Origin of the sequence: Hungatella hathewayi WAL-18680, from assembly GCF_000235505.1 — a bacterium.
GTDB lineage: Bacteria > Bacillota > Clostridia > Lachnospirales > Lachnospiraceae > Hungatella_A > Hungatella_A hathewayi_A.
Genome location: NZ_JH379030.1, coordinates 173,182 through 187,990 on the forward strand (window position 1 = coordinate 173,182; position 14,809 = coordinate 187,990).

The window sequence follows — 14,809 nt, forward strand, 5'->3', positions numbered from 1 at the left end:
CTTGCATCACAAAGCCGCAAACCTCCCATTTCATCAGATAATGTCCGTCGATGCGGCAAGTTCCGTCTGCGTTTTGTAATCGGCAACCCGTTCCTCCAGTCTGTCAATGGTTGCTTTCAGCGCTTGGGAGCCTAATACCATGCGAAGGGGCGCAGGAGTTTTGTCCACGCTCTCGATGATACGTTCTGCCATTTTTACCGGGTCGCCGGGGGCCAGCCCTTTGCTGGCATCCAGCATATTGAGGAAGCCGTGGCAGCTTTCATATTCCGGCATCAGCTTAGCGACCTTGGCGCTGCCGTAACGGAACTCTGTTCTGGCGCCGCCCGGCTCAACCAGCGTAACGCCGATGTAGAACTGCGCTACCTCCTGTGCCACCGCCTCGCAGAACCCCTCAATACCAAACTTGGTGGCATGGTACATGGAATTCGCCGCATAGGCGACCTGTCCGCCGTAGGTGGACATCTGGATAATCCTTCCGCCTCCCTGCGCACGCAGATGTGGAAGGCTGTCACGTATCAGCATAATAGAGCCGGTGAGGTTCGTTGCGATAATGTGGTTGATTTCCTCATCCGATAACTCCTCCGCACATCCAAAGAGACCATAGCCAGCGTTGGAAACCACCACATCAATTTTTCCATGCTGGGCGAACGCTTCCTCCACCAGCCGGTGAATGGCCGGGACATCGGTCACATCCAGAATTTTGCAGTCAAACTGAACCGGATATTCCGCAATCAGCCCCTCTACCTTTTTGGTATTTCGCACCGTCCCGATAACCGTATCGCCCGCTTCCAGAAGCTGCTTTGTCATCTCATAACCGAACCCGCTGGAAACACCTGTAATTAACCATGTTCTACTCATTTTGTTTTCTCCTTTCACTGCCAGCTTTTTCTCTTTTTCACTTGTACTTCTCACGTCTCTTTTGCCGCTTCGTTGACACAGCGCAGCGCGTTTAAGCTACGGGGATAACCAAGATACGGAATACACTGGGAAATAATTTTGATAAGGAACGCCTTGTCATTTCCAATCCTCATATTGGCTCCCGCATGGGAGATAAGCTGCGGTTCACAACCGCCCTGTGCCGAGAGGAAACAGAACGTTATCATCTCCCGCTGCTGATAAGTCAATCCCGTGCGGGTGTAGTAATCGCCAAAACAGTTGTCAGTCAGCCAGGTATTGATGTGACGGCTCTCCTCCGGGCCGGACTTCCAGAAGTTTTTCATCCCTTCACCCATGATGTCCATCTGCGCCTTTTCGCCTGCTTCCAGCCGGTTCTCAGTGGTTGTTGCCGCCTGTCCGGGGAGAGGCAGTTCCACGCCCTGCGCCATCAATACTTCATTTGCAGCCTTCAAGAACGGGAACACTCTGCCGATGCCAAGGTATGCCACGGCCTGATACACGATTTCCTTTACCTCTACCGGCGTGACACCGAAATTCAGCGCCGCCGGTATCATGGCACGAAATTCATCAATTCCCTGACAACCCAGCAGCGTGGCCAATATGGCCAGAAACCTGGTTTTTCCGTCCAAATCATCGTGATTGACTACCTCATCAAAGGCGAAATTGTCAAACCGCTCAATAAACTCATAATCGGTTTCCAGAAATCTGGAATGATATCCCGGAAACATTTTCTCGTGATACTCTTTTGAAACTTTCGTAATACTCATAAGTTCAGGACTCCTTTCTTTGTACCATCATTGTAAAAAATCCGCTCAAAATCAGCAATTTTGTTTTTACGCGTTTCTGATAAGTACAACTTATGTGAAAAAAAGAAGCCAAACTGTATCACTCAAAGGAATGACTGCAGTTTGGCTTTTCTGTCAAACAACTTGATATATCTCTGCTGCCTGAACTAAGATGTGCGGCTCCGCTCAAGAAAATGGTGCAGTATATCGGCAAATTCTTCTATGTAATAATTCGTGTTTTTCTTCAGCCAGAAGGCACAGATTGTCCGCTTAACCGGCATATCTTCTCGATACAGTGGAATCCGCCTGATGGCCGGCATGACAGGCGGCATCGTGCCAATATTTTCAAGGGGAAGAAAGCCCCTGTTTCCAAGAACCATCAGCCGGCCTTCTTCCAGATTATCCGCATAAAGAAACTTTCCCACAAATCCTAAGGTGTCCCGGTAATATGCCGCCTCCCCGTCTCGCTGCCCTGCCGGAGTAATCAGAATACAGGGCGTCTGCCTGAGTTCTTTCAGCGTCAAATGTTCGTTTGTGCTCAGATGATGATTGCCGGAAATCTCAGCAAAACATTCACATTCCAGCAAAATCCGGTTCTCATATTCCTCGGAAAAAGCCCGGCGCTGGTCACTGATGACAATATCTACCCCGCCAAAACGGATTCGGTTATACAGTTCTTCATGGGTTCCTGCCACAATGTCTATCGAAATTTCAGGATACAGCCTTGAAAATTCCGCAACGGCCATATGCAGTTCCCGACCGCTGTAACTCTTCAAATACCCTATCCGCAGCCTTGATTCCTCCGCTTTCCCGATGCGGATGGTTTCCCGCCTGAGTTCATCCACTTCATCGAACAGAACCTTGCTCTGCCGATAGAAGTATTCTCCCGCTGGCGTCAAAGAAAAACGACGGTTCTCCCGGTGAATCAGTTCCACGCCCAGCTCCTTTTCCAATGCCTGTATCTGTTGGGAAATGGCAGACTGCGAGATAAAACATTGCTCGGCGGCCTCGGTAAAGCTGTTACAGTCAACTACTGCCACAAAATATTTCATTTGTCGTAATAACAAGAATCGTACCTCCTTAAAACAATGGAACAGTAAATTATCACCTCTATTTAGAGATAATTATAGCACTTCTGTTCCATTTAAAACATAAAATTCAAAAAGACAGGCCGCCACCGCAGCCTGTCTTTTTCATCTATTCTCTCTACTTATCCCTTATACCAGCAATTTATCCAGCGTCTCAATCAAAACCTGCATATCAATCGGCTTCGCGATATGGGCGTCCATTCCGGCCTCCATGGCCGCCTGGATATCCTCGGTGAACGCGTTGGCCGTCATGGCTATGATGGGAATACGCTGCTGCGTCTCCCGCTCCAGCTTACGTATGGCGCGGGCCGCCTCGTAGCCGTTCATCTCCGGCATCTGGATGTCCATCAGGATGGCATCGTAGGTTCCTGGCGCCGCATGTTTAAATTCCTGTACGGTCAGGAGACCATTGCGCTTCACAACGGACTTTGCGCCGTAGAGCTGCAGCACTTCTGAGAGAATTTCCGCATTGATATCATTGTCCTCCGCCACAAGGAAATGCCGCCCGGCAATCCCGCTCTCTCTGGTGCGGACAGATATCTTGGTCTGTTTTTCAAAATCTATCCCGGCCTCTTCCTCAGCCGCCTCAAACTCCAGTTCCACGTAAAAGCTGCTGCCGCCCTGCTCCCGGCTCTCCACGGTCAACTCCCCGTGCATCAGCTCCACCAGCCCCTTCGTGATGCTGAGTCCCAGGCCGGTGCCCTCGATGCCGGCCACATTTGCATTTCTGGTAAATGGCTCAAACAGGTGGGCCAGAAACTCCTCCGACATGCCGATTCCCGTGTCACGGATGGTAAACCGGTAGCGGACGCCTTGTGCCTGGATGACAGATAGTATTTCTTCCGCCAGGAAGTCCACACATCCACCCTCCGGCGTAAATTTGATGGCGTTGCTCAAAATATTGATTAGAATCTGGTTCACCCGCAGGGAATCCCCATAAAAACATGGATGCACAATTTCCCCGGTCTCCATTTTAAATTCCAGCCCGGCTGCATTGGCCTGCTGGCCCATCATGGCGGACAGCTGTTCCATCAGCTCCGGCAGATAGATTCTGACATGATTCAGCGTTATCTTGGAGCGCTCAATCTTGCTCATATCAAGAATGTCGTTGATAAGACTCAGCAGGTGGCGGGAGGAAAGGGATATCTTCTCAAGGCAGTTCTCCACCTTTCCCCTGTCCTCCAGGTGGGCCTCCGCCAGCGCCGTCATTCCCATAATGGCGTTCATGGGCGTCCGGATATCGTGGCTCATGGAGGAGAGGAAGTCGCTCTTCGCCCGGTTCGCTTCCTCCGCCAGGGTCAGCGCCTTCTCCAGAGCTTCCTGGCTCTGACGTTCCGCCGCCAGCATCTCCGTCACATCCTGGCGCACGATACAGATAGTCTTTCTATCCCGGTCTCCCCACACGACGTTTACCTGTTTGTACCGGAGACCGTCATCTCCCTGATAGGGCAGGACAAAATCGAAGCCCTCCGGCTCTTTCTCCAGCCGCTCCAGCATATTGTTCAGTCCGAAACAGCGTTTCAGCGTTTCTTCCCCACCGTCCGGCACATACTTTTTCTTGATATTCTCGTACCAGATGTCATGCTCACACTGCTCCGGCGGCAGCGCCTGCTGTACGGTCTGGCGGGTATACAATGTGAGCCACCGGCTGTTGACGCGGATAATGGCCAGCAGTTCAAACGTATAGGCCACCGCGCTCAAAAGCCCCTGCTGCTCTCTCACGGAATCCGTGATATCGGCTCTCGCCAGGCACACCCGTCCCAGCCGAAGGTCCGTCGCCAGAACGCTCAGCTTCTTCGTCAGAATTTCCCCATCCCCGCCCAGGACGGAGAAGGAGAAGGAGTAATCGCCGTCACGTTTTAACCGCTCCATCATATAGGCCGGCTCCATCATTTTCGCAACCAGTTCCTTGTCCTTTGGAACAACCAGTTCCCGTATCATCCGGTTCAGCCGGTCTACATAACGCCCTGTACTGCCCGGCTCAATCCCCGGCGCGGATTCCCCGCTCACAAGAGTGCTGGTACTTTTTACCAGGTCCACATCCGAAATCATATCGTAGCTGGATGTAGACAACTGGTGTAAATTCTTATCCGAGATGGTCTGCTCCGTGATATCATACACCGTCAGGATTCCGGTGATATCTCCCGTATCAGGGGTCTCCACCAGAACAACCCGGAATTTCACATAGCGGCCGCTTACCTCCTTTGGCAGTTTCACAAAGCAGTCCAGCTCAATTTCCGTATTCCCGGCATGGAACGCCCTTAACGTAGGCTCGTTGAGGAAGAGATTTAAGAACTCCCGCCGCTCCTCTTCCTCCACCACCAGACTGGAAATACCGGTGAAAAATGCATCCCGCTCCGTGCCAAAACTCTTTAGCAAATCGGAGCCTGTATAATCGCTGATTTCAACAATCCGGCTCTGGCTCACGTTGCAGTGTCCCACAATCAGTGCGTTTGGTCCCGGTGTGCGGTAATGCTGGATAAGCAGCTCCTTATACTGCTGGCGTATCTGCTCCTGCTCCTCCCGCTCCCTGGTCATATCGTGATAGCTGGCGTAGAGAATGAACTCTCCGTCCTCCCGCTGAATCATGGAAACCGTATTTTTCACCCAGAGATAGCTGGCATTCTTCCGCTTCATCCGGTAGATAAACTCCCGCTGCTCCTCACCGCTGGCCACAAACTCCGCCAGCTCCGCATTCAGCTGGTCCACATCGTCCGGATGGACGCCGGTCATCCCGTCCTCGCCGTAATTTTCCCACAGTTCCTCCATGGTCATACCGCTCAGCGCGGCATAGCCGTCAGAAAAATATTCCGGCACCTTGCGCCCGTCCTTCTCAAAACGGACCACCACCACGCCGCCGGGCAGTTTCCTGACCATGGTCTGGAAATACTGCTCCAGATGCTCTTTCTCCTTCTGCGTCCGGACCTCCTCCGTCACGTCCTGGACATATTTCACGTAGGCCGGAATCCCATTCCACAGCGTTTCCCGGAAACGGGTGTTGTAAAAATGACCGTCCCCGTAATACCCCATATCGTGGGGGATGCCATCCGGCTCATGGGTTTTCAGGGTACAGAATTCACAGGGCTCCTCCCGGTTAAACAACACTTTATAACATTTCTGGCCCACACAGTCAGTCTCCTGGCACAGAAACTCATTTGATTCATTGGCATAGAGAAGCTCGTAGCTCTCCTTATCGATGACGTATATCTTGTCCGCCGTCTCATTGGCAATCTTCTGGAACAGCTGGGCTTCCGCAGACATTCCGGTGAACACGGCATAGAACCGCATGGTTTCGGCTTTCGGCCCTATCCGCCGGCCATTGACATGAATCCAGACCAGATGCCCGTCCTTATGTCTCGTCCGGTAGGAGATATCCAAAAGCTGCCCGCTCTCCATGGCGGCATTGGCGGCGGACAGAACCCTGGCCTGGTCCACCTCATAGACAATATGTATCGTATCATCCCTCACCAGTTCCAAGTACTCCTCCCTGGTATAACCGGAAAGAGCCAGCAGGCCATCTGACACGAAGGTGGGTGTCACCTTCCCATTCTCTACCTGATAGCTGGCGATTCCGCCGGGGATGGAATTTATCAAGTGGTCCAGCTCCATCCTGGCTTCCTCCAGTGCATGTTCCAGCCGACGCTGCTCACTGACATCGCTGTAAACGCCATATAAGAGCTTAGAGCCATCCTCCTGGGGTTTGACCGAGCCTTGCAGGTGGATACAGCCGTATTTCTGTTTTTTTGCATTCCAGACGCGGTAGTCATAATCCACCGTGCCATTGCTCATGATTGCCTCTGCAATCTTCTGTTTCAGGCTCGCGACGTCCTCCGGGTGAACGCCCAAAAACTCCGTCTTCTTATCCACCATAAGTATCTGCTCATCCGAATATCCCATAATCTCATAGAACACAGGATTGTGAAATACCGGACTGATGACGCCGTCCGCATACTGGTAGACACAGAGACCGCAGGGAAGACTCCGAAATGTCCGCTCCATTTCCTCCGACTGGACCCGTATCTGCTCCTCCTTCACCTGGGTGTCCGTCACATCCATAATGTATTCGATACAGGCCGGTTTTCCATCCCAGTCAATCAATTTTCCCTTGAGCTGATAAATGCGGTGCCTGATATTGTCAAAATGATTCCGTACCAGAAATTCCGTGCGGGACAATCTGTCACACTGACAGAACGGGCACGGCTTCTCATAACCGGCGGCCTCATAACAGGTCATTCCCGGCCGGTATTCCTTCTGCGCAAACAGCCGGCAGGCCACATCATTGGCATAAAGTAACTCCCGGTTTTCGGCCGAACTGACAATCACGGCCACCGGCGCCTGATTAAGCACCGACGCCAACTGCGCCGATGATTGATTTTGAAACGGATTCTCCTGTAACATAGCGTACCTCCCCCGGCACTGAAAAGCTGCCATCCCATACAAACAATCTCTTACAAATTTAAACTGAGTATAGCAAATGTTGGCACAAATAGCAATGTTTCAGAGGATTTCGTAGAAAATTGATACACAGATTGTATTATTGTATGATAGTTATCTAATGATTAACATTCCCTCCATTCTGTTTCCCATGAAAAGACACTTGTGCGTGTCCGCTATACAAATACACTTTTCTCGAAAATGTCCTCACTGTGCGGATTTTTACATTGCAATCTGACTACCCATCCTTTATAATGAAAGTATCAAAAACGTTATCTATGGCTGTTATTTCCACACAGCACACTAAGCGAAGGGGGTATTTTATGCAGGATTCTACCATGTGGGCATTGACGAAGAAAAAACCGGAGGAAGGATTGTGGATGGAGCGTGTTCCGATTCCGGAGGTCGGCCCCAATGACGTGAAAATCAAGATTCACAAGACTGCCATCTGCGGCACCGACGTCCACATTTACCAGTGGAACGACTGGGCGCAGCACACCATTCCCATCGGGCTCACCGCCGGCCACGAGTATGTGGGAGAGATCGTGGAGACCGGGGCCGGAGTCACCGGACACCAGGTGGGTGATTTGGTATCCGGGGAAGGACATATCACCTGTGGACAGTGCCGGAACTGTCTGGAGGGACACAAGGAGAACTGCAAGGACGCCAAGGGCGTGGGTGTCAACCGAAACGGCGCCTTTGCCGAATATCTGGTCATCCCCTCCTCCAACGTGTGGCCCTGCAATCCCGCTATTCCGGAAGAGCTCTACGCTATCTTTGATCCCTTCGGAAATGCCACCCACACCGCACTCACCTACAACGTGCTGGGTGAGGACGTGTTGATCGCCGGAGCAGGCCCCATCGGCATCATGGCGGCGGCTATCGCCAAGTTCTGCGGCGCCCGCCACGTGGTGGTCACGGACTTGAATGACTACCGGCTGGATTTGGCGAAAAAACTGGGGGCTACCAGAACGGTGAATTTAAGACAGGAAACTCTGACGGACGTGATGAAAAAGATTGGTATGACGGAAGGCTTTGACGTGGGCATGGAAATGTCCGGAAGCCCGGCCGGTCTCGCCGATATGATTCACAATATGAAGCACGGTGGAAAGATCGCCCTGCTTGGACTCCAGGGACGTGAGACGGTGGTGGATTTGGAGACCGTGATATTCAACGGTCTGGATATCCGGGGCATTTATGGCAGGAAGGTGTGGGATACCTGGTACAAGATGACCACCATGCTCCAGGCCGGACTTGGCATTTCAGAGATTATCACCCACCGCTTTGACATCCGTGATTATGAAAAGGGATTTGCAGCAATGATTTCCGGGCAGTCCGGCAAGGTGGTTCTGGACTGGTCCCATATCAATGATTAAAGAAGGAGATTCGAACATATGGCTCGTAAAAATGATATTTTAAGTATTTATGCAAAAGAAGTGGAAGACATCCGGGAGGCCGGTCTGTTTAAAGGGGAAGCTCCCATCGCCTCCGCCCAGGGCGCCCGCGTAGTGCTGGAGGATGGGCGCGAGGTCATAAACATGTGCGCCAACAACTACCTTGGGCTGGGCAACAATCAGAGACTGATTGACGCCGCCAAGAAAACCTATGATGACAGAGGCTACGGCATGGCCTCCGTCCGCTTCATCTGCGGAACCCAGGACATCCACAAACAGCTGGAAGCCAAAATCTCCGGCTTCCTGGGAACCGATGACACCATTCTCTACTCCTCCTGTTTTGACGCCAACGGCGGCCTGTTTGAGACACTGCTCACCGACAGCGACGCGGTCATCAGCGACGAGTTAAACCACGCCTCCATCATCGACGGCGTGCGCCTGTGCAAGGCAAAACGGTACCGCTACAAGAACAACGATATGGCGGACTTGGAGGAACGGCTGAAGGAAGCCGACGCTGCCGGAGCCAGAATCAAATTAATCGCCACTGACGGCGTGTTCTCCATGGACGGTATCATCTGCAATCTGAAAGGCGTCTGTGATCTGGCTGACCAATACAACGCCCTTGTCATGGTAGACGACAGCCATGCTGTCGGCTTTATCGGAAAACACGGCCGCGGCACCGCGGAATACAACGGCGTGGAGGGCCGCGTGGACATCATCACCGGCACCCTCGGCAAGGCCCTCGGCGGGGCATCCGGCGGCTACACCTCCGGGCGGAAAGAAATCATCGACCTGCTCCGCCAGCGCAGCCGTCCTTACCTGTTCTCCAACACCCTGGCCCCCGCCATCGTCGGCGCCAGCTTAGAGCTGTTTGACATGCTGGAGGAGAGCACCGCGCTCCGGGACACCTTGGAAGAGACCACCGCCTATTACAGAAAGCTGCTGACCGACAACGGCTTCGACATCATCCCCGGAACCCACCCCTGCGTGCCGGTTATGCTCTACGATGAGAAACTGGCCGGAGAGTTCGCCAGAAGAATGATGGAAAAAGGTGTTTATGTAGTAGCCTTCTCCTTCCCGGTTGTCCCGAAAGGAAAAGCCCGCATCCGCACCCAGGTCTGTGCCAGCCATACAAAAGAAGACATTGACTTTATCGTGAAATGCTTTATGGAAGTCCGGGAGGAAATGGGACTGTCATAACTGAATATCAAAAAAGCTGGCCTGCATCCGAGATATTCCCGGATGCAGGCCATTTTCCTATTTCTGTCTACGACAGCACAATCTCATTTTCTTCCGCCCCATACTGCTCTTTAATCATATTTTGAATTAACAAATCAACCATATAATGCTGTGCAATGGTTGTGGAATAACAGAAATTTTCTCTGCTGACACTGCCATAAGAATAACAGATGGCCTCCTCGCCAAGGATTGCCAGCTTTGACATTCTGTTTTTGGTAATGGCAAGAACCGCAATCCCCCGGTCCCCTGCCTGACGGAGTTCCTCATTGAGTACCTCATCATCTCCATCTCCATCAATTGCCAGAATCACATCACCCTCGGTGCAGGAAGCAATCCTCAGCCTTAATTCCTGGTAACTGTGAGGAATGTCACAGCGTTTTCCAAATTCCAGCAATTTATAGAAGGCCTCTTCTGCCGTGCCACGGTCACTCCCCATCCCCCATACACAGACATAATTGCTGTTCAACAAAAGCTGCGTGGCATGCTCAATCTGCTTAAAGGTATTCTTCTTCATGCTGTTTCGGACCAAAGAATTCACATGTTCATAATAATGCTTCATGGTCCCCTGAAGAGTATCATCCTCAATCGTGTCATCGGCAGACAGCAATTCATCGTCCACCGTATCATTGTGATACTCCTGTGCCATCGTCATCTTGAATTCCAGGAAACTGCGAAATCCCAGTTTTTTACAAAACCTGGTGACACTGGCCTCTGCTACCCCACAGTTGCTTGCAATTTCCGAAACAGTCATGAAAATGCTTTTATTCGTATACTCTTCAATATAATCGCATATCTTCTCTTCTGCTTTCGTCAACTGTGATTTATCTTTTACCAGCTCACCCTTCATGCATCCTACCTCTCTCTTCTCAAATACCGTTTTCCTGCCTGCTGCTCTCGTTCAGTCTTTTTAAATATTCTACCATTTTTCATGATTAAGTCAATACAAGGCCAATTTCAAACATCCGGTTCCACGGGTGCGTCACTTTTATTTCCGGCATTCCAAAGTCTCGGAAAGAGTTGCAAAACAGCTTCTTCCACATCCGCGCCAGCTGTTCTTCCTCAAGAGCCGCCGCCACATCCTGGCGGTCTTTCAAATTAAAATACGTCAGTCCCATACCCGAAAGTTCCTCTGTCACCATCTGACGCACTGTGGATTGATACAATCCATCATCTAATAGATGATACCGGAGATTCTGCATCAGACGGATATCATTGTTCCCGCAGCCATAAGCCAGCACTCCCTGGGCCAGCGTGCTTCCCAATGTATTGCAGTGGGTATTCCAGCCTTTATAGGATACAAGATGCTCCAGCACACCGCAGGAATCCAGAAGCTCCAGTAATTCCAGATCCCCGCCATTGGAATAGGCGCAATCCGCTACCGCTACCGGCTTCCCCTTCCTGACAAAATCGGCAATTTCCGAAACAAACCATGGCAAATTGCGAAACGAGTGGTAAGTAATATCTGCCTCCTCCTGATGAAAGCTCTCCATCATGATTTTTCCGGGACTGTTTACCGCCAAAATGAAGTCCGCCTCCTCAGGTGTTGGGACGATTTTTCCCCCTGCCGCCATCACATGTGATTTCAGGCTTTCAAACATACAGCGGTCCTCATATAAGGGAATCATCTGGGGCCCCATAGTCGAAGCGTAAAAGGGATAAATACGGGGTTTGATTTCCAAAAGTTCAGCTGCCGCTCTTGCTGTCAGCGTACAACCGGCCTCGTCAGCTCCGGGATACATCAGAACCCTGTCCTGAATCCGTTTTCGCCGAAGTTCACAGGCGATCACCTTCTGGTCCTTCGCCGTATAACCATATTCGCAGGAATCGTCCTGAGGAATACACAGGAAATCTATGATTCCCCTCTCTACCAAATCCAGCACCAGCCGGTTTAACTCCAGGTTATAGCCCCGTCTCCATTCATAATCGTGGATACAGTCTGATGGAATCTCTGCTTCCAAATCGGCCAGTTCAGCTTCTTCCTGGCTGCTAAGGCCATCCCGCTCTCTCTTGTCCAGATAATAAGCGCGTTTAAAAATTTTCTCCCCATACAGCTCATAATAATCAGGTTCTTCATCTCCGCTGTTATAGCGGGGCGTTCTCATGATTAACTGAAATACATAAAACTTTACCGCCGGATAATCGGACTTCAGTTTTTCAAGCCTCCTGACGCATTCGCCCTGCCACTCTTTCGGAAGGTGATGAATTCTGGAGGGCAGCAATCCCCCATAAAACAAAAGCTCGGCAGACAAAACTGCCGCCTCACATCCCCCAATTTCCCTCCCCACAAATTCCCAGATTCCGTCTATGTCAGCGCTGGTCTTCTTATTTCCCATCAGTCCGCGTGGAGGAATTTTCATAGTGATATCATCCCTCACGCCAATCTCCATCTGCGGAAACAGATAATTGCAAGGTCTCTCATCGAGAGGCACATAAAGTATATGTTTCATAATTCCTCCACTCTCATCGTGATAATTTTACAGCCTGGAACCCGTATGGAAAACGAGTCCCCTTCTCCCAGGAACTCTTTTTTGAGACCGCCAAGGTCCGACAGCCACACCTTTCCTGTTCTCCCCAGCCGGACATTTATCACCTCTTCCCAGTCTTTCTGGTGAAACATTCTCAAAACCCATCCACCGTCAGAATACTGATAGGAGCTATACAGAATATTTCCAGTCAGCCAAAGCCTTCTTTCATCCGGTGACCAGACATAGCTCTGCTTTATAATAGGAGACGTCTTCAGTTCTATGACATGCTCCGGCGAGAACAGTTCCCGCCCATATATCAGGCCATAATCAAACTCCCAGTCACCGATACACTGTCCACCCGGCGTTTCATATCCGGGCCCCGCGCCGCCGCCTCTTGTACGCAAATCACGTCTCGATAAATCGCCGGTACAGCGCAGCGCTGTCAGACTGCAGACATCGCCCTCACCCCTCTTCTCCACCTCGTACTCCTGCATCCCAATATGTACAATTTGAATGTCCCCCGCATAAATCTGTGAATTGCTTGGGTCCTGGCAAATCTCCAGCTCCTCGTTTGGGCGGGCCGCACCTGCGGACGGTTTTCTCACCTCTCTTCTGACAAGGTCAAACGCCGTATCACTTTCATGGTATTCGATTTCCGGCATCCGAAATTCAATCTTCAGTTTGTGGTTCTTTGCCTCATTATGCACCTGGCTGTGAACCCGAATCAACGGACTGCCTGGAATCAGCTGGAATCTTGTGGTGATTGTGAGTTCCTTCCGTTCTTCACACGGACCAGTTCTCTTAACGTCTAGCCCTGCCGGTGCCTCAAGCCGCCACCGGATCACCATCGTCTGTTTCATGCAATCTTTCCGGCATTGAACGGTTTCAATTTTTCCCAATACCGTTTCCTGCCCTTCCAGCCAAGAAGAATTGTAGCTGTCTCCCGCATCAGGAACCGACGTCCAGATATGCTGGTTTTTATATTGCTTTCCCGTCAATTTCTGCCGGACAGACACGCTCCCCTCCTCCACCCGAAGTTCATAATACTCGTTGGAAATGAAATCCACCGTCTCCGGAGGACACTCGGCCTCTGGAGGGCATGTTTTAATCTGAAAGCATCTGTGTTCCATTCCCTGAAACGTTATGTGAACTTCGATTCGATACTCTACCGCGTCCTCGTACCAGGGCTCCGCAAAGGAATGATGGAAAAATACCTCCTTCTCCACCCGTTCTGCTATCCGTATGTCCAGTTTCTGATCTCCGTCATACAAGGCAATGCCTCCCTGGTCCTCCTTTTTTCGAACCAGAATGACCGCTGTCACCAAAGTCCTCTCCTGATAAGGCGTGTTATGTATCATATGAAGCCATTCATTGAAAACAGAAGAATCCATATATTCATAAGGGTATAACTGCTCCAGCACGGTGTCTGCATATTGATTCGCGCTCTCCAGTATCTGTCTGAAACGGCTCTCCATATCGGAGTGCACCTCATCAATGCTGCATCCGCAGATACTGTCGTGAGCCTGATTGACCAGCAGTTTTTTCCACATATGCTCCAGCAGTGCCTCCGACCGGGATTTGCCGGCCTCCCAGGCATTCAGAAATTCTACCCGGTGGACCATGGCATCCACACACTTCTGGTTCATGACTTTTAAATACATTCTGCTGCTCCAGGTTCCGGACAACACGTATATCTTAGAGGCATCCCTCAATTCGCCTTTCACCGTTTCCTGAATATCGCATTTTAAAAGCCGCTCACACAGCTGATTGGCCAGGACTTCCTGAAACTGTACATTTCTGTCATTTTCATATGCTCTAAGTTTCTTTAAAACATCATCATTACATACGGTATGGTCCGCCCCGTCCATCAGCACCGGGCAGTTCCAGCTTCTCTTACGATTGTGAAAATCCAGATATGCATCCAGTTCCCGCTCATAGTCCTGATGTTTCAGAAACGTCTGATAATAGCCATCCCTGGTGGAAAGAACCAGCGTGGCAAGCCTGCTTTTATCATTTCCCTCCCACCACACTTCACAATCAGACGGATTGGTTCCCCGCCAAACCACGGCACAATCAATCCCAAACTCCTTCAGGATTTGAGGCATGGAGCCGATATGTCCAAAGGTATCCGGAAGATAACCAAGACGGCAAAAACTCCCGTACTCTTTGGCCGTCTTCATCCCAATTTCCAAATTCTTGACACAGGCCTCCGGGGGACAGAGGAACTCATCTGCCAGAACATACCACGGCCCCACCTGTATTTTCCCGCGGCGTATCAGTTCTTCCAGCCTGGAAAACTCCTCTTTTGAAACAATTTCCCTATAATCATCCAGGACACAGGTCTGGCCATCCAGATAAAAATATTCAATCTGGTGATTCTCAATCATTGTTACAATATGACGGATGACGTCCCGCAGACGAATCTGCATGGCCTCAAACGTCTGGTACCACTCCCTGTCCCAATGGGTGTGGTGAAGGACCGATATGATTCTTTTTTCTGAATTCAT

General features: G+C 50.9%; 9 protein-coding genes. 2 read left to right on the forward strand and 7 right to left on the reverse strand.

Going from position 1 to position 14,809, the window contains the following annotated elements:
- Positions 1-33: 33 nt before the first annotated feature.
- The 4 genes from HMPREF9473_RS24600 to HMPREF9473_RS24615 all read right to left on the reverse strand — a co-directional run bounded on the left by HMPREF9473_RS24600 (position 34) and on the right by HMPREF9473_RS24615 (position 7,168).
- Entirely contained in the window at positions 34-858 is an 825-nt protein-coding gene (locus HMPREF9473_RS24600) for an SDR family oxidoreductase (protein ID WP_006782944.1), read from the reverse strand.
- Positions 859-908: 50 nt separating this feature from the next.
- On the reverse strand, positions 909-1,664 hold the full coding sequence (locus HMPREF9473_RS24605; protein WP_006782945.1) for a carboxymuconolactone decarboxylase family protein: 756 nt from the start codon (positions 1,662-1,664) through the stop codon (positions 909-911).
- 185 nt (positions 1,665-1,849) lie between these two features.
- Positions 1,850-2,749, reverse strand: coding sequence for a LysR family transcriptional regulator (locus HMPREF9473_RS24610; RefSeq protein ID WP_006782946.1), 900 nt, complete (start codon positions 2,747-2,749; stop codon positions 1,850-1,852).
- 150 nt (positions 2,750-2,899) lie between these two features.
- Complete coding sequence (locus HMPREF9473_RS24615) at positions 2,900-7,168, reverse strand: PAS domain-containing hybrid sensor histidine kinase/response regulator (protein ID WP_006782947.1); 4,269 nt, start codon at positions 7,166-7,168, stop codon at positions 2,900-2,902.
- Positions 7,169-7,527: 359 nt separating this feature from the next.
- On the opposite strand from HMPREF9473_RS24615, the gene tdh reads away from it, so the two are divergent.
- Together tdh and HMPREF9473_RS24625 are read left to right on the forward strand one after the other, a co-directional pair.
- A complete protein-coding gene (gene tdh, locus HMPREF9473_RS24620; RefSeq protein ID WP_006782948.1) occupies positions 7,528-8,580 on the forward strand; it encodes an L-threonine 3-dehydrogenase in 1,053 nt (350 codons plus the stop codon).
- Positions 8,581-8,598: 18 nt separating this feature from the next.
- On the forward strand, positions 8,599-9,798 hold the full coding sequence (locus tag HMPREF9473_RS24625; protein WP_006782949.1) for a glycine C-acetyltransferase: 1,200 nt from the start codon (positions 8,599-8,601) through the stop codon (positions 9,796-9,798).
- Positions 9,799-9,865: 67 nt separating this feature from the next.
- On the opposite strand, the gene HMPREF9473_RS24630 is transcribed toward HMPREF9473_RS24625, so the two are convergent.
- The 3 genes from HMPREF9473_RS24630 to HMPREF9473_RS24640 form a co-directional block, all read right to left on the reverse strand.
- Complete coding sequence (locus HMPREF9473_RS24630) at positions 9,866-10,684, reverse strand: MurR/RpiR family transcriptional regulator (RefSeq protein ID WP_006782950.1); 819 nt, start codon at positions 10,682-10,684, stop codon at positions 9,866-9,868.
- Between the two features lie 85 nt (positions 10,685-10,769).
- Positions 10,770-12,284 carry a DUF4127 family protein gene (locus HMPREF9473_RS24635; RefSeq protein WP_006782951.1) on the reverse strand — a complete coding sequence of 505 codons (1,515 nt, stop codon included), beginning with the start codon at positions 12,282-12,284 and terminating at the stop codon, positions 10,770-10,772.
- Positions 12,281-14,809, reverse strand: a complete 2,529-nt coding sequence (locus HMPREF9473_RS24640; protein ID WP_006782952.1) for a glycoside hydrolase family 38 C-terminal domain-containing protein — start codon at positions 14,807-14,809, stop codon at positions 12,281-12,283. Before HMPREF9473_RS24640 ends, HMPREF9473_RS24635 begins: the two co-directional genes overlap by 4 nt.

What these genes read in the sequence shown, in the direction of transcription:
- HMPREF9473_RS24600 (WP_006782944.1), bottom strand. Translation starts at nt 858, where the DNA reads ATGAGTAGAACATGGTTAATTACAGGTGTTTCCAGCGGGTTCGGTTAT.
- HMPREF9473_RS24605 (WP_006782945.1), bottom strand. Translation starts at nt 1,664, where the DNA reads ATGAGTATTACGAAAGTTTCAAAAGAGTATCACGAGAAAATGTTTCCG.
- HMPREF9473_RS24615 (WP_006782947.1), bottom strand. Translation starts at nt 7,168, where the DNA reads ATGTTACAGGAGAATCCGTTTCAAAATCAATCATCGGCGCAGTTGGCG.
- tdh (WP_006782948.1), top strand. Translation starts at nt 7,528, where the DNA reads ATGCAGGATTCTACCATGTGGGCATTGACGAAGAAAAAACCGGAGGAA.
- HMPREF9473_RS24625 (WP_006782949.1), top strand. Translation starts at nt 8,599, where the DNA reads ATGGCTCGTAAAAATGATATTTTAAGTATTTATGCAAAAGAAGTGGAA.
- HMPREF9473_RS24630 (WP_006782950.1), bottom strand. Translation starts at nt 10,684, where the DNA reads ATGAAGGGTGAGCTGGTAAAAGATAAATCACAGTTGACGAAAGCAGAA.
- HMPREF9473_RS24635 (WP_006782951.1), bottom strand. Translation starts at nt 12,284, where the DNA reads ATGAAACATATACTTTATGTGCCTCTCGATGAGAGACCTTGCAATTAT.
- HMPREF9473_RS24640 (WP_006782952.1), bottom strand. Translation starts at nt 14,809, where the DNA reads ATGAATTCAGAAAAAAGAATCATATCGGTCCTTCACCACACCCATTGG.